The following is a 21136-nucleotide window of genomic DNA, read 5'->3' on the forward strand; positions in this document are numbered from 1 at the left end:
CGAACTGCTTGCAGGATCGACAAAACAAGCCGCACTCGGGCCTCCTCTGCTACGAGAAAGCCTCTCAAGAATCCTTCTTTTGCGGCTTGGCAATAGCCAATCAACTTATCTGCGATTCCCCTGCCCCAAGTGGGGGAGATGTCCGGCAGGACAGAGGGGGGCGCGAAGGATCTCGACCGATCTCACCTTGTGCCGCCGCGTTCCTGCCTCGCGGTTGATGGACAAAGTCGAAGCTCTCACACAATCAAATCCCGCATCGGCTTCACCCCTCCCGACTCCGGAAACACCTTGTCGCCGAGCACCGCGGCGGAGAGCCCGAACTGCTCGGCAAGCAACCCCTTCAGCACCGCGCGCACATCGCTGGTCGGCGCGAGATCGCGGCCTTGGTAGAGCTGAGCCGGCTTCAGCCCCGGCCAGTCGGCAATGACGCGGCCACCTTTGATCGCGCCGCCGGCGAGCAGCACTACCGTGCCGGTGCCGTGGTCCGTGCCGACGGTGCCGTTGACGCGGGCGGTGCGCCCGAATTCGGTGATGGCGACGATCGCCGTGTCCTTCCAGCGCTCGCCGAGCCCTTTCTCGAATTCCTCGAAGGCGCCATCGAGGCCGCCGAGCAGGTTGGCGAGCCGCCCCGTGGCGCCGCCCTCGTTGACATGCGTGTCCCAGCCGTCGAAGGCCAGCGCCGCAATGCGCGGCCCGTCGTCGGCCGCCATCAGTTTCGCCGCGCCTTGCGCGGACTGGCGCATGCCGGCGGCGTTGGCGAGGCCGCCGCGGGGTTTCATCGTGCTGCCATCGAGCTGGTCGCTCATCGCCATGCGGTCGGCGTCGAGGCCCTTCTGCAGCGCCGCTGCCAGCACCGGGTCGCGATGGTTGTAGAGGTCGAGCACACGCTCCGCCAGCGCATCGCTGGGCGTCGGCAGCGCCTGCGGCGCCCAGCCGAGCACGGGTGCTGCGCCACGGATCACCAGCGGCGTCGATGGGCCTACCGCCAGCCCGCCGAGCTTGGCCACTCTTTCACCTGCCGGGAGGCTGGCTATCGCGCGGTTCAGCCAACCGGTTGTGGCGTTGCCAGGGCCCGGCAGGCCGCTCTCCAGCACATCCTGGCCGTCGAAATGCGAGCGCTCGCGGTAGCCGGTCGCGGCCGCGTGCACCGCAGCCGCCTGACCTGCCTTGAACAGCCGCGCGAACACCGGCATCGCGGGATTGATCGCGAAGAAGCTGTCGAGCGGCAGCGCCGCATTGGCGCCGGAGAGCGACAGCGCGATGTCGCCATGCAGGCCGGCATAGTCGGGGTCACCGAGCGGGCCGATCGTCGACAGCCCATCCAGCGCGCCGCGCAATATGATGACGATCAGGCGCGGATCGAGATGGTCGGCGGCGCGGGCGAAGCGTGGCAGATAGGCCCAGGCAAACAGCGCGCCGCCTGTCATAAGCAAGGCGCGCCGAGATGGATTCGGCGTTTCACTAAGAAGACTCATGCCGCTTCTCCATTGTTCACCGGCGTTGAAATTCCGGCGCCATCAGCAGCAGCGCCAGGCCTTGCTGCTTGGATTCGGCGCGCGCGATCGCTTGGCGCGTCTCGGCCGAGGCGGAGGCGCCGATCACGGTGGAAAGCATGTCATCGGGATTGCCGATGTCGCTCGCCTGACGAGCCGCTTGCCAGGCGATGTCGAGGCGCGTCTTGAGGCCTTCGGCGGACGCCCAGCTATCCGTCCGGTCGGAAAAGCCGTTCGGCCCGGGCGGTTGCCAGAGCGGCTCGCCCAGCGCCCTTAGCCAGCGCAGCGTTCGTTGCGGCTCTTTCCCGGTGGTGGAGCCGATCGCCCGCCGGACCGCTACGGCATAGTCGAACGGCGAGCGCAATTTTGTCAGCGGCAGCGACCAGGCTCCAGGCAGATCGATCAGGGCCAGTGCCAGCGCGCGCAGGTCGCCGTCCGTCTTGGTGAAGATCTCGGCAAGGCGGTCGACTACAGCCGCCGGCGGATCGTCGGCAATGAAATGGCGGGCGAGCTTGGTAGCGATGTGGCGCGCGGTCGCCGGCTGGCGGGCGATGTCGTTGAGCGCGGCCTCGGCCTGGCCCATGCCGCCGGCCGGGTAGGTCTTGCCGAGCAGCACCGTCTCGCCAGGCTGATGCGCATTGGCGTCGAACACAAATGTGCCGGGCTCGCCCAGGCGGCCCTTCCGTCCGGCCATCGTCCAGCCGGTGAGCGCTCCCGCGAAACTCGTGACATCCGCCTGGCTATAGCCGCCGTCGACGCCCAGTGTGTGCAATTCCAGGATCTCGCGGGCGAGGTTCTCGTTGAGGCCGCGGCCGCGTCTTTTTCCGGCGCGCGAATCCGGTCCGGTCGATTGTCGGTTGTCGAGGTAGAACAGCATCGCCGGGTGATGCTCGACGGCCAGCAGCATGTCGGCGAAGCGGCCGAGCACGAAGGGGCGGACGGCCTCGCGCTCGAAAGCGCCGGCGCAGGCCCGCACGAGCTGGCCCTTGGCGGTCGAGACGCAGAAATGGTTCGACCAGAAACCGACCAGTCTTTCGACAAAGCCGGGTGCGGCACCGAGCGCCTTGTCGAAACGGGCTTGCGCTTCATCCCGATAGATGTCGGCCTCGACCGGCGGCACGCCTGACTTGCGTTTTGCCTCGGCTGAGCCGTCCGAAGTGTCTGCCGTAGGCTGCATGGCGGGCGCTGGCTTCTCCCGCGCTGCCTTGCGCTCCGCGGCGGCGGCCATGCTGGCCTGGGTCGCGGCGGTGCTGTCCAACAAGCCGGCATTTTTTGAATCGTCGGCCGAGACAAGCGCGACATCCAACAGCTCGAGCTCGGCCTTCAGATAACCGCGCGCATCGGCCGCAATCTTGCCGAGATCGTCACCGGGTTTCGCGCCAAGCCCGAAGCGGTTGAGCGCGACCAAGGCTGGATCGGGCGGAACGGCATTTGGAACGGATAGAGCCAACAGAGCCTCCGTCGCGGACCGACGCAGGTCGCGTCGGCGGCAATATCCACGGTCGAAAGGCCTTATGACGCCGGAGTCGGCATGACGAGGCCGGCAGGGGCTTACCAGCGGCGCCAGTAACGATCGCCGTGCCACGGACGCCAGGCCGGGCCGATATAGACGCTTGGGCCACCCCAGTAGTAATAGCCCGGATAGATCACGTGACGGTTGGGCACGCAGCGACCCCACCGGTTGGGGTGCCAGCCGGGGCCGCAGCCCCAGGCCACATGCTCGACAATCGCAGGCGCCGCAGGCGCCGCAAGCGGCATTGCCGAGGCTGCACTTGCCGCGGCAGTCCCGCCGATGGCAAGCGCAGCCGCAACAGAATATTTCGTCAGACCATTCATGGGATACTCCGAAGTTTCTCGAGGTTGAACCGGCCACGTCGCGTTCGCGTGGCGGCAGGCGTGTCCCTCTTTTTCTTTGAACGGAGACGGCCGGCGCTTTCCGTCGCTCTTATGGCGTATTTTTTGCCGGGATGGGCCGCTGCCTGCCGACATGGCGCAGCAGGGCGTCGGCCAGCAGCTTACGGTCATCTAGCGGGCTCGACGCGGCGAATTCGACGATGCGCTGTTCCAGCCGGCTGCGGATGGTGGCGTCGGCATTGCGCGCCCGCTCCAGGGCCGCGGCCAGAGCGTTGGCGTCGAGCGTCGGCTGCTGCAAGAGGTTGGCCGCCTCACGCCGCGCCTGCTGTCCGTCGAGGATGACTGCGCGCGACTCGCGCCGAACCTCGCGCAACGCCTGGCGGAATACCTTGCGGTCGCTGGCGGGAAGCTGACCGCCGGCCGATTCCAGCGAATAGCCGCCTCCGGAACGGCCGATCAGCCAGCCTGCACCGCCGGCGATGGCACCGATCAGGAAGACGTTCAGCACCAGCGATGCCGCGAAAAGACGAGCGCTCATAGGTCCTCCGTGTCGGCGTCGGGACCGGCATCGCCGAACGACGTTGCGTTGGCATCCATCACATAATGGTCGGACGTGGCATCTGGCGTGACGACGGTGACCAGCGCCAGCCCGACCACGGCGCCGGCAAGGCCGACGCCGGCAAGCCCAAAGCCCAGCCACCAAAACCGGCGGCGGCGCCCCTGGCTGAGCTGCGTGGTGGCCCTTGCGACAATCTCGCCATGCAGCGTCCGGCTTGGGGCTTCGACGTGATGGCGGTCGAGGATGACATCGAGCCTGCCGGCGGTCGCCAAGATGGCGCGACCCTCTTCACTCTCCGCAAACAGCGTGGCGGCAGCCTGCTCGGCCCGAGGCCAGCGATGCAGGGCGCTGCCATAGGCCTCCGCAAGTGCGGCGAAGCGTTGGGCACTCATCGCCCCGTCAGCGGCCTTTCTTTCGTCAGCCATCTGGTTTCCCCTTCCACGGGTTTGACGTGGCCACCCAAGTCCCAACCGCCGCCAGCTGCTCAGTCATCGCCATCTCCGATGAGCATGGCCTGCAACGAGCGCCGGCCCCGCGCGAGCAGGCTTTCCAGCGCATCGACGCTGACCTGCATGGCGCCGGCGGCCTCGATGTTGGACATCTCCTGATAATAGACGAGCACGATCGCCTCGCGCTGGCGCGGCGCGATGCGCAGCAGCGCCTGCTGGACGCGCCGGCCTTCGTCTCCGGCGTCGGGAAGCGGTGCCTCATCCGCCGCCTCCGGCAGTTCGTCCGTCACCCATTCGCGGCGCCGCCGCAGCCGGTCGTAGCAGAGATTGAGCGCCACCCGGTGGACCCAGGTGTCGAAACGCGCATGACCCTGGCGCCAGCCCGAGGCATGACGCCAGATGCGCACGAAGGTCTCCTGGGCGACGTCCTCGGCCTCGGCGGCATCGCCGAGCATGCGGGTGGCGAGCGAAAGCAGGCGCGGCAGCTTGCGCGCCACCATCGCCTGCACGGCGGCTTGATCGCCGGCACCGATGCGCCGTACCAGTTCCTCGTCCGGATCGGCGCCCATCAATCGGGGCGCTCCCAATGATCATCGTGCTGCATAACCTCTCGGTCATTGCTCCTGATTGGGAGCGGTTTTGTGGCCCGGCCGTTCCTCGGCGCTCATCACGCCGTCGCCGTTCTTGTCGAGCCTGGCGAAGCGCTTGGCCAAGAAGGCGTCGAGCTCGGATTTGTCGACGAAGCCGTCCTTGTTGGCGTCCATCCGCGCGAAGGATTTGGCAGGATCGCCCTTGGCCTTGCGCTGAGTCTGGAACGCCGTCCACTCGGCGAGGCTGACCTTGCCGTCGCCGTCGGTGTCCGCCCGCATGAAAGCCTTTTCCCGGCGCGCCTCGAACTTTTCCAGGGTGATGCCGGGCCTAGCGGAGGCGGACATGCTTGGCGCTGGTTGCGCCGGCGCGGTGGCAGGCGTCGCTGTCTGGGCGGCCGCGGCGGCGGCCTGCAGGCCAAGGGCAACGACAAATATCGAACGGCGGATCATGCTCTTGTCTCCGGTTGCGCATGGCCATTGGCGGCCACGCTTCAGCCGTTAAACGCGGCAACGGGGAAAATCCGTCGGTCGTTTCTGACGAGACAATCAGCAAGAGTCCGGCAAGAAGCCGGGCCGGAGCCGATCGGGAACGAGGCTAAGCGAAACTATTTCCGTTCGTCGACCACCATCAGCTGATCCGGCTTGAAGCCGGCATGTTGCGGGGTCCACACGTCGCCGTCACGATTGAACCAGTGGCACAGATACGTGCCTGAGGCAGCGCCATCACTCACCGTCATCTCCGGGCCTCCGGATTTTAGCCTGACGACGTCACCGGTCTTGAAAGTGTTGGGCATTTTGGCCTCCTTGCTAGAGACCGGGAGTTTCCCACCAACAGCGATTCTCGACAATGCCCGAGATGCGCGGCAAAAGCCGCCTGGCCGCACTCGGCGCGCAGGAGAGAGCATCGTTGCAGCCGCGACGATCACTCCGGCACGCCGGCGATGCCCAGCGCCTCGACGTAGCGCTCGGCGAACACCTTGTCCAGCCACGGGTTGATCCGTCTCTGCAGGGTGAGCGTGAAGGTCGGGAACGCCTCCATCAGGCGGCGCGCCGCGGCCTGCGCCTCGTCCAGCCGGTTGAGCTTGACCAGCGCCATGATCACCACGCGGTGCGAGGAGCCGTAGTTCGGCATCTCGTGCAGCGCGCGTTCTCCCCATGCCAGCGCTTCCTCGTAGCGCTCGAGCATCAGATAGCTCATCCCGATGCCGGAGAGCGCGATGCCTTTCTCGGGGTCGACCGGACTCAGCCGCATCGCCCTGTGAAAGTGCTCGATCGCCACGAGCGGGCGGCTGGAATGCGCGTTCACCCAGCCGCTGCCGGTATGGCCCTGCGCCGAATTGGGGTTGAGCAGCAGGGACCGTTCGATCGTGCCCAGCGCCATCTCGTATTCCTTCGCGCTGTAGGCGATCACCTGCGCCGCGAAGCGCAGGCTCGTGGGGTCGTCGCGCGCTTCCGCCAGCACCTCGCGCGCCATACGCGCGGCGACTCGCACATCGTCGGGCTCGTGCCAGCACTGGCTCACGGATAGGCTGCGGATATAGGCGCCGAGTGCCTTCGCCAAGGTGAAGCCCGGGTCGATGCTGAGCGCCTCGTTGGTGAGTCGGCGTACATCGGCAAAGCCTTCGCGCGTCATGCTGTAGAAGCGCGGCAGTGCGCGAAGGTAGAGGTCGTAGGCGCTGATGTAGTCGGTCGGCTTCATGCGCGCCTGCTTGATCTCCTCCAGCCGGATGCTCGGCTCGACAGCACCGACGACGCTCTCGGTCACCTTGTCCTGCAGGTCGAAGATGTCGCTCACGTCGCCTTCGAAGCGGCCGGTCCAGACATGGTGACCGCTGATCGCGTCTACCAACTGCCCGCTGATGCGCACGCGAGATCCGGCTCTGCGGATGCTGCCTTCGAGCACGTAGCGGACGCCCAGCTCGCGCCCGACCTGGCGCAGGTCGACCGCCCGGCCCTTGTAGGTGAAGGACGAGTTGCGGGCGATCACGAAGAAGGAGTTCACCCGGCTCAATCCCGTGATGATGTCCTCGACCAGCCCGTCGGCGAAGTATTCCTGGTCAGGGTCGCCGCTCATGTTGGTGAAAGGCAGAACCGCGATCGAGGGCTTCTCGGGCAGGGGAGGCGGTGCAGCCACCGAGGCGCTGGCGTCGGTCTCGACGCGGTAGGCGCGCACGGGCCGCTCGATGTTTTTGAGGCGCAGGTTGCCGAGCGGCGTGAAGCCGCAGTCGAGCTTGCCCTGGAGGTGGTCGTAGGCGGTGCCCGAGACGACCACGGTCCCGGGATCGGCGGCGCTTTCGAGGCGGGCGGCGATGTTGACCCCGTCGCCGTAGAGGTCGCCGTCCTCCTCGCAGACCACGTCGCCGAGATTGACGCCGATGCGCAAGCGAATCCGCTCTTCCTCCGGCGTTTCCGCCTCGTGTTCCGCCACAGCCTGCTGGATCGCCACCGCCGATGTCACCGCATTGACGACGCTCGCGAATTCGCAGAGCATGCCGTCGCCGGTGAGCTTGACGATGCGCCCCTGGTTCTCGGAAACCAGCGGTTCGAGGAGGTCCTTGCGGTAGGCCTTCAGCCGCTCGAGCGTGCCGCGTTCGTCGCGCTCCGTCAGGCGCGAATAGCCAACCACGTCGCAAGCCAGGATCGCTGCGAGGTGGCGCTGCGTGGTCATGGCACGGCTCAGCCAGGCGCCTGCACGCGCGCCGTCCCCCGTCCATGTCCTGCCGGCTTCCATGCGCCTCACCTGCACGGTATCCACCTTTCCCAATCTCCGCCCGTCGCTGGAACGGAGAGCAATTTGACCTTGCCCTCACGAGATTCCGCTATCCAGCTTGCGAAACGTGGAGCGTTCAGTCGCGCTACAGTCAACCAACGACCCGCCCACGCAGCCTCTGGGGACGCTGACGCCACTTCCAGAAGGCCGGGGATGTTGCCTGGCTTGTGTAACCGGTTGACGCCACCGTGGCGGCGCTTTTGTATCGGCATCACACCGAACACTCACGCTTGGAGGTGCTGAGGTCGGCAAGCGGCGAAATGCTGCCGTACGACGCCGCAGCGTTTCGGCTTAGGGCGATCTTGGGTGGGTTTATGGGCGAACCCAAATCCACCCGACAGGTATTGTATTGGAATTACACGCTTTTAGAGAACTGGTGCCGCTTGCGGGCCTATCAATCCGATATCACCGCGTTTCAGGTCGTCTCACCCCCTAGTAACCCTGTTGATTTTGCCAGGGGTTCTTGTTTCGTTCAAAATCGCACTCTATCATCACAGATCATCCCATCTCGGGTGAAAAGGTGGATAGGCGGGTGGATTGAAATGGGCCGTGGTCTCAACCGGCTTAGCGCTGTAGCTGTGAAATCTGCCAAGGTCGGCAAGCACGCCGACGGCGGCGGCCTCTGGCTACATAAGCGCGAGGATGGTGGCGGCCAATGGGTGCTTAGGTACACCATCCACGGCCGGCGCCGGGAAATGGGTTTGGGCTCGTCGACCGATGTCTCACTGAGAGAAGCCCGGGAAGGTGCCGAACGCTGGCGCGGGGTCCTGCGGACTGGTGTCGATCCAATCAAAGAGCGGGAACGCCTGAAGCGGGAAGCCGCGCGGAACATGCACCTGCTGAAGGACATCGCCGACGATGCCTTCGAAACGCGCAAGGCAGAACTGAAGGGAGACGGTAAGGCGGGGAGGTGGTTTACCCCGCTTGAGCAGCACATTTTGCCGAAGCTCGGTAAGGTGCCGGTTTCGGATTTGAACCAGCAAGACATCCGCGATGTTCTCAGTCCGATCTGGCACAAGAAAGCCGAGACCGCTCGCAAGGCAATTAACCGCCTGGCCATCTGCTTGAGGCATGCAGCAGCACTCGGGTTGGAGGTAGACCTGCAGGCGACCGAAAAGGCGCGCGCCTTGCTTGGCAAGCAGCGCCACAAGGCCCAGAACATCCCAGCTTTGCCTTGGCAGGAAGTGCCGGCTTTCTATGCTTCGATAAATGACGGGTCGGTCACACACCTTGCGTTGCGTTTTCTGATCCTGACTGGCGCTCGCTCGGCACCGGTTCGGCTCCTGCAAGAAGGCCAGATCGACGGCGATGTCTGGACGATCCCTGCAGAACTGATGAAGGGCCGGGTCGACAAGACAACCGACTTCCGTGTTCCACTATCTACCGAGGCCCTGAACGTCATCGCTGACGCGAAACGCCATGCTCGTGGCGGCTACTTTTTCCCGAGTGTCAAAAAGGGCGTGATCTCCGACATGACCATGAGCCGACTGATGGAGCGGGCCGAAATGATGGCACGTCCCCACGGCTTCAGGTCGAGTTTGCGAGACTGGATCGCGGAAGCGACAGAGACACCTCACGACATCGCTGAAACCGTGCTCGGCCACATCGTCGGCGGTGCCGTGGAACGAGCTTATCGAAGAACAGACTTCCTGGAGCAGCGCCGGGTGCTCATGGAGAAATGGGCAAACCATGTTCTTGGCCGGGGAAGCGACGATCTTTAAAGTGGTGCAGGGGTAGACCGATGTTTGCCAAGGAAGGCTTTACACCGCTGTCCATCTTAAGGGGTAGAATCCCGCCGCGCGTCTCTGAAGCATTGTTGCGGGACACGATCGACCTTCTATTTTTCGCCGCATGGGGCCGGGCTCGGAACTTCGATCTCCTGTTGCGTTTGTCGCCAGCGTCAGTCCATGAGAATGCATTTCTCAAGACCTTCTACGACAACGCGTATGCTGTTTCGCCACGGGGGGAGGTAATGTCTATCGACATGCGGTCGATAGTCGAGACTTTTAGACTCGGAGGGGTGCTGGCACACGACGTATCGAAGAGAAGTGGCGACGTCCCCGAGGATCTGAAAAAGTCCTATCGGTTGTGCGGAGCGACCTTCAAGGAGATCGACGAGGTATTCCGTAGCTCCCGCACCGGCATAAACCACCCCACCAGCAAAGGGGTGTTTGCGGACATTTTCAGCCAATTCAGACTTTGCACCACCTTTCTGAACATGCCCGTCTTTTTCGAACGAGGAGGCATGACAATTTGCTTCGACGCATATGATTACGGCCGGTCCCTAGATCTCCCCAGTTCCGTGGGTGTGGCCGGCCTGGTAAAGATGCTGCGGCCTTTTGAGGGGTGGTCGCTCTGCACTACCGATGTGTTCGTCAAAGAAGAATGGCCCGAAAGGCTAAAGAGCGCCGTCGCTGGTATCGAGATCGGCGAGGAGAATAGGAAGGTAGGCCGGCCGGCAGACAAGGTGATGGATACGGCCAAAGCCTATGCCGAATTGTACCCGGCTGGCCATGGCGAGGAAGCCTGGTTGAAGGTGCTCCGCAGGGTCAATGAAAAAACGGGCAGATCAGTCTCGGTAGACACGCTTAAGCGCGCAGTGACGCTTAAGGGAAATGGGAAAAGGACCGACTAGGTGTTTTCAGCTTTAGGTTATATTCCTTTCCGCGATTTGTTTCACAAATTTCAAATGACCGACCTGAACACCAAGGTGTCCCATGGTTCCACTGACATCTTCAGGTCTATACCTCAAGAAAACGTGCCGAGGCTTCTACGTGAGGCCTCTCCTGCAGATTTGGTTGAGGGCTCGCTCTTAGATTCGATCGCGCGAGACGCATACCTTTGTTCGCCGACCGGTGCAGTTCTCAAATTCGATCTGCGGTCCGCGCTGGAGTATGCCGACTTTTGGGATTTTACAGTTTTCGACGTCATGAGGACGGAGGACGAGCATTCGAACTGTGAAGCGATGCCGGAGCACTTCTATCTAAAATATAACCTTATTCGATATCCATTCGACGATTTGACCCGGGATATGAATGAAGACAAGCAAGGGCCTTTGCATTTTCTCGAAACGAGCGGGCTGGAATTTCAGAATTCAAAGTTTGCGCTTTTTTACGACCGGGTTGGGTACACGATCTCTTTTGACGCATTCGACTTCATTCGGCGCGCCCACAACTTTATTGGCGATGCGGAATTTCTGCCTCTAAAGCAAGTACTTTTCCCTTTTTGCGGCTGGTCCATTTGCGTGAAAGAGGATTACGCCAAGGAACAATGGCTGGCCGATTATCGCAAAGCCTTCGCAAGGCGTGGCCACGCTTCGACGGAACCCAGCGCGGGACGTCCTGCCATCATCCGACGCAAGACCAAGGAGGCGTATGAAGCGCTGTTCCCTCAAGGGCACAAAGGTAAACCCTGGCTGGCGGTTCTGCGCCTCGTCAATCAACGTACCGGTTATTCCGCATCGGTCGATACCCTCAAGCGTGCTATTCGCGCATCCTCCTAAGCAAAATCCCCATTAATTTGCTGCAGAATGGGTCGCAAAACTCCAGGCAAATTGGCTTTGCTGGTTTGCCCGTTCTGCGTACGTTCCCCTAGCCCGCCGGATCACTCATGCTCAGCCCATATCGCAATCGCGTAGGGCTATCTAATGAATATCAGCGACCCACTGCTGACCGCAAAGGAGAGCGCCGCTTTCCTGCAGGTCAGCATCCCGACGTTCTGGCGACGCGTCGCCGATCGCACCGTACCGCCGCCAGTGAAAATTGGCGCCCTAAGCCGGTGGCCGCAGTCGGAGATCTCAGCCGTAATCGAAAAGGCGAAGGCCTCTCGGGATATGGGTGTCTCGAATGGGCAATGACATCACGGCCGACCAGGAAGCCGCCTTCAACGAGTGGCGGACCTTGGCAGCCCGCGCAGCTGAAACCAAGGATCTCTCTGACGCCATCGCCTCTGGTAAGGCGTTTGCCAGATTTCACTACCTCTTTGTTGAACGTGAGGTGCGGCCGGATATCTCGGCTATCCGATCGAGGGGTGCGCAGTGATCAAGTCAACTACGCTTCCGGCGGAAGAGAACGCCCGCCTTGTTCGATGCGAGCAAATCATTGAGCGCGGGTTCGCCGTGTTCTTCGAAGTCGGCCAGGCCTTGGCCGAAATCCGCGACGCCAAGCTGTACCGCGCCAGCCACGACACCTTCGAAGACTACTCCAAGGCGCGTTGGGACATCGGCCGGTCGAGGGCTTACGAACTGATCGACCAGGCCACGGTCGTGAAGGCGATCACCGATGCCGGCGTGAATTTGTCCGCCGTGGCGGACATTTCGAAACGTGACGTTCGGGAGCTCAAAAAGGACCTTCCCGCCGCCGCCAAGCAAATCAAGGACAAGATCAAGAAGGGCGCCGCACCAACGGAGGCAACCGCCGCTGTCGTCGCGCAGATGACCGCCAAGAAGGATCAGGCCAAGGCCGACAAGAAGGCGCAGCAAGCCGAGTTCGACCGCCAGCGTGACGAGAACCGCGCCAAGCTTCCCGACGCTGTCAAGCAGAGCGATGCCGCGAAGGACGCGGCGATTGCGGCCGCAAAGGCGACACAGGTGTCGGGTTTGACCGATGCCGAGCGGGTTCAAGAACTCGAGGAAACGGTACGCATCCTTGAAGGGGATATCGAAAAGCTGAAAGCCGAGAACGCCAAGTTCGGCGACATGAAGGTGCTTTTCGACCAAGGCGGTTTTGAAGCTGTCATCGCAGCGAAGGACGAGCAGATTCGCGTGCTCAATACGCGGGTGTCGTCTGAGAGCGCGGACAAAGCCAGTTGGGCGAAGTCAGCCGGATATTGGAAAGCTCAAGCCGAAAAGCTCGGCTACACCAGCCAGGATGATATCGTAATCCCGCTCGACGGCGCTTACTTCGGGGGCGTTGCTTGAGCGACGTTCAAGAACTGCTGCTGCGAGTGCGCAGGCTCGGCGCCAATCTGATCGCCGAAGACAAGGGCCTTCGCGTTATAAACGGCTCCAAGCTGCCGAAAGAGGCGCACGCCTACATCACGAAGCACAAGGCAGCCATAGCCGCCTTCCTGATGTCCGACGAGCATGCGGACCGCGAAGAGCGTGCCGCCATCATCGAATATGACGGTAATGCGCCGCGCGAATGGGCCGAGCAGTTCGCCGATATCCTCGCCAAGCGCCGGCCGGCCGGCGTGTCCGATCTTGACTGGTCGTGGTTCCTGACCCGCTGCGGCCAGATCATCGACGAAGCACCAGCGAGGGCCGCATAGGATGCTGGCGCCGGCTCACTCCAACATCGTCCTTCGTCCGCACCAGGAAACGTCGGTTGAGACCGTCCGGCAGAAGATGCGGGAAAAGCAGCGCCGCGTGATCCTGGTCGCGCCTACGGCCTTCGGCAAGACTGAATGCGCCGCTTGGATCATCCAGCAAAGCCTCGATAAGGGCGCGCGTGCCTGGTTCATCGTCGACCGCGTAACGCTCATCAACCAGACGAGCAAGCGCTTCTACAGCTACGGCATCGACCATGGCATCATTCAGGCCGACCATCCGCTGACCGATCCGAGCAAGCAAATCCAGATTGCCTCGGCACAGACCATCGCGCGCCGCAGCTTTGACTATTTGCCGGATCTGATCGTTGTCGACGAGGCGCACTGCGAATATCAGGCGGTGATCGATCTCATCGAAAAGGCTGCCCGCGCTCGCGTCATCGGGTTGACTGCGACGCCGTTCACTTCCGGCATGGCCAGCCATTGGGACGCGCTTGTCAACGGGGCCACAGTCAACCAGCTGCTCGCGAAAAAGTGGCTCACGCCGCTCCGGATCAAGGCCTGTGTCACGCCCGATATGCAGGGCGTCAGGAAAAAGTTCACCGGCGAGTACGAGGAAGAGGAAACAGGCCAGCGCGGCATCACCATCATCGGCGACGTGGTGCAGACCTGGGTGGAGCAGACGCGAATCCATTTCGGCAAGGCAGTCAAGACCATCGTATTTTCGCCATCGGTCAAGCATGGCGAAGAGCTTTGCCGCCAGTTCGCCGAAGCCGGCTACAATTTCCAGCAAATCTCCTATCTCGATGGCTCCGACAATGAGCGGCAAGACAAGATCGACGAGTTCAGCAAGCCGGACAGCGCCATTCACGGGCTGGTCTCTTGCGCGGTGCTGACCAAGGGCTTCGACGTGCCGGACGTGATGTGCGGCATTTCATGCCGGCCCTATCGCAAGTCCTTCTCGTCGCACATTCAGGAAATGGGCCGCGTGATGCGCGTCGCGCCAGATAAAGAGTTCGGCCTGTGGCTGGATCACTCGGGCAACAGCATCGCCTTCGCCGACGACACGGCCTGGCTATACGAATACGGCGTGGCCAGCCTGTCGGACGCAGAGAAGCGCGACAGCACCGTTCGGGAGCCGACAGAGAAGGTTCGACGCGAGCACTTCTGCCACAACTGCGGCATGAAGCTGGAGCCCGGCATAGACACCTGCATCGGTTGCGGCGAGACACGCCGGAAGCGCGGCGAAATCGAGATCGTGCAGGGTGAGCTGATCGACCTCGACATCACAACAAAAGCAGCGTTCGAGCCGCGCAAGGGTCTTCGCGCCAAGTGTCTGGATGATCCCCGGTCGGTCTGGAACGCCGCCTTAGCCTACTGTCTGTCCAACGGCAGGAAGGGCGAAGACGCGTCTCGCAAGTGGGCCTATGGCGTTTGGCGCGGCATCTACCCGAGCAGCAAGCTTCCTTACGGGCTGTACGAGATAACCTGCGAACCATCCCGAGTACAGGTCGACGAGTGGCAACTGGTCGAGCGTGAGGTGCGGCGCTTCCGCAAGGATTCTCAGCGGAGAGCGGCATGAGCATCGAAGACGCTATCGACAAGGCCTGTTCGGCCGTGGGGATCAATCCGCCCAAAAGGCGTGACTATGGCCGGTGGCTTCAGACAGACACGCTGTCGGGGAAGAACGGCAAGGGTGACGGGCGGGTCATCATCAACGAAACGCATGTGACCGCACACAACTGGCAGACCGGCGAGAACGTCACGGTCGGGATCGGCGGAGACGTCGAGAAGCGCGACCGGCAGAAGATCGCCCAACAGATCCAGGCAGCGAAGCGCAAGCAGGAAGCTGATGCAGCCCGTGCCGCGCAGATCGCCACAAGTCTGGTCGCGGCCTCGCGCGTAACGGGCCATCCATACCTGATCACCAAGGGCTTTCGAGACGAGAAGGCCATGGTTGTCACCGTCGCCGACGTGCGCCGGATCGGCGGCGATTATCTCGCCCCCAGCAGCGACTCTTATTCCGCCGTCCTGGTCCCTGTGCGCATCGGCGACCGGGTGACATCCGCGCAATTGATTTGGGAAGACGGCACGAAGAAATTTCTGTTCGGGGGCTCCACTTCAGGCGCCTCGCATCGCGTTTCCAGCGGTATCGACACTTGGCTTTGCGAAGGGTACGCGACGGCGATCACCGTGCGGACCGCCTTGCACGGCATGAAGGTCAAGCCGACCGTCCTCTGCTGCTTCTCGGCGTCGAACATCGCCGCCATAGCCGAGCGCCTACAAGGCCGCGGCTTCATCGCTGGCGAGAACGACAGGCCCCTGCCGCAGTTCGGCGGGATCGGTGCCAGCGAGTACTACGCACGCAAGACGGCACTGCCTTTCGGCAAACCGGAAACCGGTTCCGACTTCAACGACCTCTACCAGCAATCCGGAATCTTCGCTGTCCAGCGAAGCCTGACTTGCATCATGGCAGGCACCCTGCGAGGTGCCGCATGAAGGCGGAACTCGACCGCTCCAAGGCCTCGTTCAAGCTCGACCTGATCGAGACGGCGAACATCGATCCAATGCTGACACCGGCCGACTTCAAGGTGCTCGCCGCCTACGTCGCGGTGATGGCCTGGCCGTCATGCAAGACGTGGCTGGCAGCTCCCTTGGGGATGGCGATGACAGGGCTTAGCCACGGCCAATTCTGGAAGAGCCGCGCGCGGCTTCTAGGGGAGAATGACGAGAAGCGCGCCTATCTGGTCGAGGCGCGAGGCCGCCCTCAGAAGATTGCGGCCTACCATTTGGTGAACCCATGGCGAGATGAAGCCAGAGAGCGCGTCAAGGCGATGACGGCTTACCACCGAGAAGTCGATCGCCAAAAGAAACTGAAAAAACAGGCGGCTGCGTCCCTCCAAAAAATGGAGGGCCAAAACCAGGATGGTCCCTCCAAAAACTGGAGTTCGGTCCCTCCAGAATTTGCAGGCAATACCCCCTTAGAGATTACCCCAAGAGAAGAAGAAGCCGGTGATGAAAACCACGGCTCCAACGTCATCCGATTCAACACACGAAAGGCGTCATGATGGACATTGCCGAGAGAGTACCCCGAACCGCAGAGCTGGCATTGCAGGATTACAGCGTGGCGCTGGATCATGCTCGCGACAAACTCATTGCAGATTGGCTCAAGCTGACTGACAGCGATTGGGAGAAGACAAAGGCGAGAGCCGAAAGCTGGATCAGGGGCGGCAGCACCCTTGGTCCTGCTCTGCGCCGCGTGGTCGACCAGGTGGCTTATGAGCGCGAGCCAAGGACGAACGTCGCGGACATTCAATTCGCGCAGCTTCAGGCCGTTCTGATCGGCTTCGCCGACCACATGCGGACGTTGAAGGATCGGGAATTCTCGGCAGAGCACCAAGCGCTTTGCCGGATGCTGGCGGTGTCGGCGGATGGCAAGACGGCGCTCGACGCATTGGCCGAAGTCTACCAGCGGGAAGGCCAGCTTCGCGGCCTTGCTCACCCAACCGAGCCGAGCCCGTTCTGATGGTAGACCAGCGGTCGCGGACTCGCCGCCCTTTTTACGAATATTCGCCCTTCAACAAGAGAGGCGGGAAGCTTCCTCAGGAAGTCATCAAGACGCGCAACCGCATCCTCGACATGTATGCGGAGATGGCGAGCTATGACGTGATTGCCGAAAAGGTCGACGTGGCAATCAGCACTGTGGTCGATTGCATAGCCAGGGCGAGAGAGAACGACGACCCACGCGTCACCCGGCCATTCAAGAACAAGAAGATCCAGCGCGCCGAGCTTCGCCGCCGGCAGATCAGGCAGCTTGCAGCGGACGGCTACATGGCCAGCGAGATCGCCAAGCGGCTTACAGTTTCGAAGCGGCTGGTGCAGATCAGGCTGAAGGAAGGCACCAATGGCTAGACCCACGATCTACAGCGACGAGATCGCCAACACCATCTGCGAACAGATCGCCGAGGGAAAAAGCCTGCGGTCGATCTGCCTCGATGCGGCTATGCCAGCCAAGTCGACTGTGTTTGCATGGCTTGCTGATCCCGGCCGCGACGATTTCCGGACCAAGTACGTGCATGCGCGCGAGGCTCAGGCTGACGTGCTGGTCGACGAGATGACCGATATCGCCGACGACGGCAGCAACGACTGGATGGAACAGAAGAACAGCGACGGCGAGGTGACCGGCTGGAAAGAGAATGGCGAGGCTTTGCGCCGCTCGGCTCTGCGCATCAGCGCGCGCCAGTGGATTGCGGAAAAGCTGCGGCCGAAGAAGTACGGCAGCAAGGTCGCGCTTACCGATGGGGAAGGCGGTCCGCTCACGGTCCAAATTGTGAAGTTCAAGGATGCCCCACGTAACGATCCCCGCTAACGACTGGCAGCCTCGATGGTATCAGCGGCCGGCCTGGGATTCCTGGGAGCAAGGCTGCAAGCGCCAGCTCCTATTCTGGCACCGCCGGGCCGGTAAGGACGAGCTGAACCTGAACATGCATGCCGTGTCCGCCTACGAGCGGCCAGGAACCTATTGGCACATGCTGCCCGAGGCAGCACAGGCGCGCAAAGCGATCTGGACCGCGGTCAACCCGCACACGGGCAAGAGACGGCTGTTCGAAGCGTTTCCTGAAGCTCTGATCGAAAACATGAACGATCATGAGATGTTCATCCGTTTCAAGGATGTCGGTTCGACCTTTCAGGTGGTCGGGTCGGACAACTTCAACAGCCTGGTCGGCTCGCCGCCGGTCGGCATCACGTTTTCGGAATGGGCGCTGGCCAATCCTGCCGCATGGGCCTACCTCTCGCCGATCCTGGCTGAAAATGGCGGATGGGCATCGTTCATCACCACGCCGCGCGGCAACAATCACGCCAAGGGCATGCTCGACAAGGTCAAGAGCAATGTCTTCGACCCGGTGACAAACCCGCGCGGCTGGTTCAGCGAGGTGCTGTCAGCCGACGACACTGTCGCCATCGACAAGGCGACGATCGAAGAGCAGCGCGACGTCTACGAAGGCCTGTTCGGCAAGGAAATGGCCGACATGCTGATTGAGCAGGAATATTTCTGCTCGTTCTCGGGCGCGCTGATCGGCTCCTATTGGGGCGCCGAAATATCTCGGGCAGAGCGGGCGTTGCGCATCGGCACGCCATTCGACATCGACCGTCGGCATCCGGTGCACACGGCATGGGATCTGGGCAAGGCGTCAAACAACCCGATCTGGTGCTTTCAGGTCATCGACGGCGTTCCTTTGATCGTCGACTTCTATGTGCCAGACAGCGAAGACCTGTCGGATTGGTGCAAGTGGCTGGACGAGCAGGGATACCACGGCAACGACTACGTGCCGCACGACATCCTGCATCCGCAGTGGGGAACGAAGCGCACACGTCTCGACACACTGAAGGATCACGGGCGCAAGCCGAAGATGGTCGGCATGGTAAGCCTGGCCGAGGGCAACAACGCCGGCCTGCAAACGATCAAGGTGGCGCGCTTCAGGACGACCGAACGCGTGGCCGACGGCATCGAGGGCCTGAAGACCTACCGGCGCGAGTATGACGACGAGAAGAAGACGTTCCGCGACATCCCGGTCAAGAATTGGGCCGAGCACTACGCATCAGCGTTCCGCTATCTCGGCCTCGCATGGCGGCAGGCGGTTGCCGAGGTGAAGAAGCCCGAGGGCGACAAGGGCGCCTATGTCGGTCAGGCAGACGGCACGATACGCAGCCAGCAGACCGTCAAAGAGGCTGTCGACGCGATGGTGAGACGTCGTCGAGCGAGGGGCTAGTCTACGGTCGCGCGATAGACATTCATCATCCCCTGATAATCCTTGGGTTTACCAAGTCCGCATTCGTAGTCAGAGTGCGTCATCATCGGATCGCGGGCGATGTATGCGGCAGCGCTCACCCAATCACGACAGGCCTGCACGTCCTTCAGGCCATGCTTCTGTTGAACAATGCTCAGGTCACCGACATTAGGATAGTAGAACGCGTCCACCGTTTCCCACGGCGCCGCGTCATTCGGCCACCACCAGTTCGCGACCGTCTTGCCCGGATCCCCGAACAAGAACCATGCACCGATCCCGAGTAAGAACAGCATCGGCAGGCAGCCGCCATTTTGGTCCATGATGATGCATCCCCTGAGCGCAAGATATTCCGCCTGCGTCGAATTGAGCAATTTTCTGAAAGAACAGCAATTCATGAAAAACCGCACATGTGCAGGCTTTCCAAGCGGCTTAGAGTTTCGCAGGCGTCGCCCCGATCATCCGGCCAACGGTAGATTGGAGCAGCTATGCCGCGCGCTGGTGGTGTCTATTCAGCCCCTCCGGGGACCAAGGGCAGCCCGAACACGACGATCGAGAGCGCGAAGTACAACGCGCTGGTCGATGACCTGGTGGCGGATGCGAACGCTGCTCGGCCGGTGACCGCTGGCGGCTCGGGGTCGAGCACGGCGGTCGGTGGCGCAGATAATCTCAGCGCAGCCGGCGCGGACATGGCATCGGCCGCGACTGTCAACCTGTCAAACAGCACAGGTACGCTGGTCAACATCACAGGCACGGTCACGATCACGGCGCTTGGAACCGTGGCGGCCGGCGCTGAGCGCGACCTGGTGTTTGCTGGCGCGCTGACGCTCACGCACAACGCCACCAGCCTCATCCTCCCCGGTGGCGCGAACATCACCACTGCGGCCGGCGATGTGGCGCGCATGCGGTCGCTTGGCGGTGGCAATTGGCGCTGCTTGTCCTATCAGCGAGCGAACGGAGCGGCCATTGCTATCGCGCCAAACACGACCATCGTTACCCCGACGCTGACGCTCAAGCAAAGCGCAGCGCCCACGCCGACGGCAGAGGGTGATATCCAGTGGGACACTGACGAAAACGTGCTTGTCATTGGTGACGGCGCTGCGCAGCAAATATTCGCTCCGCTGCCTGCCTCCGTCGCTGCCGGCGATGTGTTCTACGCCACTGGCGCGAGGGCGCTCGCCCGACTTCCGAAAGGCACCGCTGGCCAGGTTCTGCAAATGAATGCGGGGGTCACGGCGCCCCAGTGGGTGACGCCTGCCTTGAGCAAGTCCTACGAAAGCCCGGCGCAGGCTATTACATCGAGCGGCTCTTTCGCGGTAGCCCACGGCTTCGGGGTAAAGCCGAAGCTAGTCGAAGTGTCGCTTATCTGCGTTACTGCCCAAGGTGGCTTCACCGCTGGTGAGGAGCTTTATATAGGCTCTCCCTCTCGCTACGACGGAAACGACGGCAGCGGTTCCTCGGTTGGTTGGACCATGAAAGTGGACACCACTAACATTAGCGTGAAATACGGTAGCAACGTGCTCCCGGCCATCGTCAATTTCACCTCTGCCGCCGACAGCAATCTGTCGGAGGCGAACTGGAACATGGTTGTGAGGGCTTGGGCCTAACACGGCTCACCAAACACGCCAGGCCATCAAGCGGCTTAGAGTTTCGCTGCTCGCGCATACAGGATGGCGCCCATCGTCAACGGAGCCGTCGATGGACCGGAACTTTGCGCGTTCGCTTGCTCTCGTCCTGAAGTCGGAAGGCGGATGGTCGGACAACGCTGCCGATCCGGGCGGTGCGACGATGAAGGGCGTGACGCTTGCCAACTTCCGTCGGTTCGTCAAAGCCAATGCCACCAAGGCCGATCTGAAGAAGATCAGCGATGAGCAGGTGGCGACGGTTTATCGCCGATTCTATTGGGATGCTGTCGCTGGCGCCGAGTTGCCCGATGGCGTCGACTACGCGGTTTTCGACTTCGCCGTGAACAGCGGGCCGAGCAGGGCGGCGAAGTATCTTCAGGCGGCGTGCGGCGTCGGTGTCGTCCAGGATGGACGCATTGGGCCTGCTACGCTCGCGGCAGTACGTGCCAAGCCGGCAGGCGTCTTGATCGACACGATCTGCAATGCCCGGCTCAAGTTCCTCGAGCGCCTGCCGACCTGGCCGATCTTCGGGAAGGGGTGGCAGCGGCGCGTCGTGGCCGTGCGCATCCAAGCGATGCTGATGACCGCGCCCGCAGCCCCGCCAGCGCCCGCCCCGAGTCCCGTTGCGCCCACACCGCCGCCGGCCGCGCCGCAGCTTCCTACACCCGCTGCCAATGCCAAGGAGCGCAATCCATTCTGGGCCGCGCTCTTCGCCATCCTAAGACGGATCTTCGGAAGGACATGA

General features: G+C 62.4%; 26 protein-coding genes. 16 read left to right on the forward strand and 10 right to left on the reverse strand.

Going from position 1 to position 21136, the window contains the following annotated elements; genetic code table 11:
• Positions 1-236 precede the first annotated feature (236 nt).
• The 9 genes from CK224_RS19035 to CK224_RS19075 all read right to left on the reverse strand — a co-directional run bounded on the left by CK224_RS19035 (position 237) and on the right by CK224_RS19075 (position 7676).
• On the reverse strand, positions 237-1475 hold the full coding sequence (locus CK224_RS19035) for a DUF1501 domain-containing protein (protein WP_095782814.1): 1239 nt from the start codon (positions 1473-1475) through the stop codon (positions 237-239).
• A 16-nt stretch (positions 1476-1491) separates the two neighbouring features.
• Positions 1492-2943 carry a DUF1800 family protein gene (locus tag CK224_RS19040; protein WP_095782815.1) on the reverse strand — a complete coding sequence of 484 codons (1452 nt, stop codon included), beginning with the start codon at positions 2941-2943 and terminating at the stop codon, positions 1492-1494.
• Positions 2944-3044: 101 nt separating this feature from the next.
• Positions 3045-3329 carry a hypothetical protein gene (locus tag CK224_RS19045; protein ID WP_095782816.1) on the reverse strand — a complete coding sequence of 95 codons (285 nt, stop codon included), beginning with the start codon at positions 3327-3329 and terminating at the stop codon, positions 3045-3047.
• Between the two features lie 109 nt (positions 3330-3438).
• Positions 3439-3885: a periplasmic heavy metal sensor gene (locus CK224_RS19050; RefSeq protein WP_095782817.1), complete on the reverse strand. Its 447-nt coding sequence runs from the start codon at positions 3883-3885 to the stop codon at positions 3439-3441.
• The gene (locus CK224_RS19055) at positions 3882-4331 is read right to left on the reverse strand and encodes a hypothetical protein (RefSeq protein ID WP_095777536.1); all 450 of its coding nucleotides are present in this window, start codon (positions 4329-4331) and stop codon (positions 3882-3884) included. The genes CK224_RS19050 and CK224_RS19055 overlap by 4 nt, the downstream gene beginning before the upstream one ends.
• Positions 4332-4390: 59 nt before the next feature.
• Positions 4391-4924, reverse strand: a complete 534-nt coding sequence (locus CK224_RS19060; protein WP_067324453.1) for an RNA polymerase sigma factor — start codon at positions 4922-4924, stop codon at positions 4391-4393.
• A gap of 45 nt (positions 4925-4969) precedes the next feature.
• Entirely contained in the window at positions 4970-5395 is a 426-nt protein-coding gene (locus CK224_RS19065; RefSeq protein WP_095782818.1) for an acid-shock protein, read from the reverse strand.
• A gap of 155 nt (positions 5396-5550) precedes the next feature.
• Entirely contained in the window at positions 5551-5739 is a 189-nt protein-coding gene (locus CK224_RS19070) for a DUF2158 domain-containing protein (protein WP_067003764.1), read from the reverse strand.
• Positions 5740-5867: 128 nt separating this feature from the next.
• A complete protein-coding gene (locus CK224_RS19075) occupies positions 5868-7676 on the reverse strand; it encodes an adenylate/guanylate cyclase domain-containing protein (RefSeq protein ID WP_245426006.1) in 1809 nt (602 codons plus the stop codon).
• 581 nt (positions 7677-8257) lie between these two features.
• On the opposite strand from CK224_RS19075, the gene CK224_RS19080 reads away from it, so the two are divergent.
• The 14 genes from CK224_RS19080 to CK224_RS19145 all read left to right on the forward strand — a co-directional run bounded on the left by CK224_RS19080 (position 8258) and on the right by CK224_RS19145 (position 18751).
• Positions 8258-9436, forward strand: a complete 1179-nt coding sequence (locus CK224_RS19080; protein ID WP_095782819.1) for a site-specific integrase — start codon at positions 8258-8260, stop codon at positions 9434-9436.
• A 20-nt stretch (positions 9437-9456) separates the two neighbouring features.
• A complete protein-coding gene (locus CK224_RS19085; RefSeq protein ID WP_095782820.1) occupies positions 9457-10350 on the forward strand; it encodes a hypothetical protein in 894 nt (297 codons plus the stop codon).
• 54 nt (positions 10351-10404) lie between these two features.
• Positions 10405-11217, forward strand: coding sequence for a hypothetical protein (locus CK224_RS19090; RefSeq protein WP_141245825.1), 813 nt, complete (start codon positions 10405-10407; stop codon positions 11215-11217).
• A 144-nt stretch (positions 11218-11361) separates the two neighbouring features.
• Positions 11362-11571, forward strand: a complete 210-nt coding sequence (locus CK224_RS31945) for an AlpA family transcriptional regulator (protein WP_095782822.1) — start codon at positions 11362-11364, stop codon at positions 11569-11571.
• Positions 11561-11755 (forward strand): hypothetical protein, encoded by a 195-nt coding sequence (locus CK224_RS19100; protein WP_095782823.1) that lies wholly within the window; start codon positions 11561-11563, stop codon positions 11753-11755. The genes CK224_RS31945 and CK224_RS19100 overlap by 11 nt, the downstream gene beginning before the upstream one ends.
• 101 nt (positions 11756-11856) lie before the next feature.
• Entirely contained in the window at positions 11857-12633 is a 777-nt protein-coding gene (locus CK224_RS19105) for a hypothetical protein (protein WP_141245826.1), read from the forward strand.
• Complete coding sequence (locus tag CK224_RS19110; protein ID WP_095782825.1) at positions 12630-12983, forward strand: hypothetical protein; 354 nt, start codon at positions 12630-12632, stop codon at positions 12981-12983. The genes CK224_RS19105 and CK224_RS19110 overlap by 4 nt, the downstream gene beginning before the upstream one ends.
• A 1-nt stretch (position 12984) precedes the next feature.
• On the forward strand, positions 12985-14562 hold the full coding sequence (locus CK224_RS19115; protein WP_095782826.1) for a DEAD/DEAH box helicase family protein: 1578 nt from the start codon (positions 12985-12987) through the stop codon (positions 14560-14562).
• A complete protein-coding gene (locus CK224_RS19120) occupies positions 14559-15479 on the forward strand; it encodes a hypothetical protein (RefSeq protein ID WP_095782827.1) in 921 nt (306 codons plus the stop codon). Before CK224_RS19115 ends, CK224_RS19120 begins: the two co-directional genes overlap by 4 nt.
• Positions 15476-16048, forward strand: a complete 573-nt coding sequence (locus tag CK224_RS19125) for a hypothetical protein (protein WP_095782828.1) — start codon at positions 15476-15478, stop codon at positions 16046-16048. The genes CK224_RS19120 and CK224_RS19125 overlap by 4 nt, the downstream gene beginning before the upstream one ends.
• Complete coding sequence (locus CK224_RS19130; protein WP_095782829.1) at positions 16045-16506, forward strand: hypothetical protein; 462 nt, start codon at positions 16045-16047, stop codon at positions 16504-16506. The genes CK224_RS19125 and CK224_RS19130 overlap by 4 nt, the downstream gene beginning before the upstream one ends.
• A complete protein-coding gene (locus CK224_RS19135) occupies positions 16506-16892 on the forward strand; it encodes a hypothetical protein (protein ID WP_095782830.1) in 387 nt (128 codons plus the stop codon). The genes CK224_RS19130 and CK224_RS19135 overlap by 1 nt, the downstream gene beginning before the upstream one ends.
• A complete protein-coding gene (locus CK224_RS19140; protein WP_095783108.1) occupies positions 16885-17349 on the forward strand; it encodes a terminase small subunit protein in 465 nt (154 codons plus the stop codon). Before CK224_RS19135 ends, CK224_RS19140 begins: the two co-directional genes overlap by 8 nt.
• Positions 17324-18751, forward strand: a complete 1428-nt coding sequence (locus CK224_RS19145) for a hypothetical protein (RefSeq protein ID WP_095782831.1) — start codon at positions 17324-17326, stop codon at positions 18749-18751. Before CK224_RS19140 ends, CK224_RS19145 begins: the two co-directional genes overlap by 26 nt.
• Here CK224_RS19145 and CK224_RS19150 read toward each other — a convergent pair.
• Positions 18748-19089 (reverse strand): hypothetical protein, encoded by a 342-nt coding sequence (locus CK224_RS19150; protein ID WP_141245827.1) that lies wholly within the window; start codon positions 19087-19089, stop codon positions 18748-18750. The genes CK224_RS19145 and CK224_RS19150 overlap by 4 nt on opposite strands.
• A 165-nt stretch (positions 19090-19254) precedes the next feature.
• Between CK224_RS19150 and CK224_RS31320 the strand changes: the two genes are divergently transcribed.
• Together CK224_RS31320 and CK224_RS19160 are read left to right on the forward strand one after the other, a co-directional pair.
• Positions 19255-20373, forward strand: a complete 1119-nt coding sequence (locus tag CK224_RS31320; protein WP_095782833.1) for a hypothetical protein — start codon at positions 19255-19257, stop codon at positions 20371-20373.
• Positions 20374-20464: 91 nt separating this feature from the next.
• Positions 20465-21136: a glycosyl hydrolase 108 family protein gene (locus CK224_RS19160; protein ID WP_095782834.1), complete on the forward strand. Its 672-nt coding sequence runs from the start codon at positions 20465-20467 to the stop codon at positions 21134-21136.

The sequence above is a fragment of the Mesorhizobium sp. WSM3862 genome (genome assembly GCF_002294985.1).
In the GTDB taxonomy this organism is placed as follows: domain Bacteria; phylum Pseudomonadota; class Alphaproteobacteria; order Rhizobiales; family Rhizobiaceae; genus Mesorhizobium.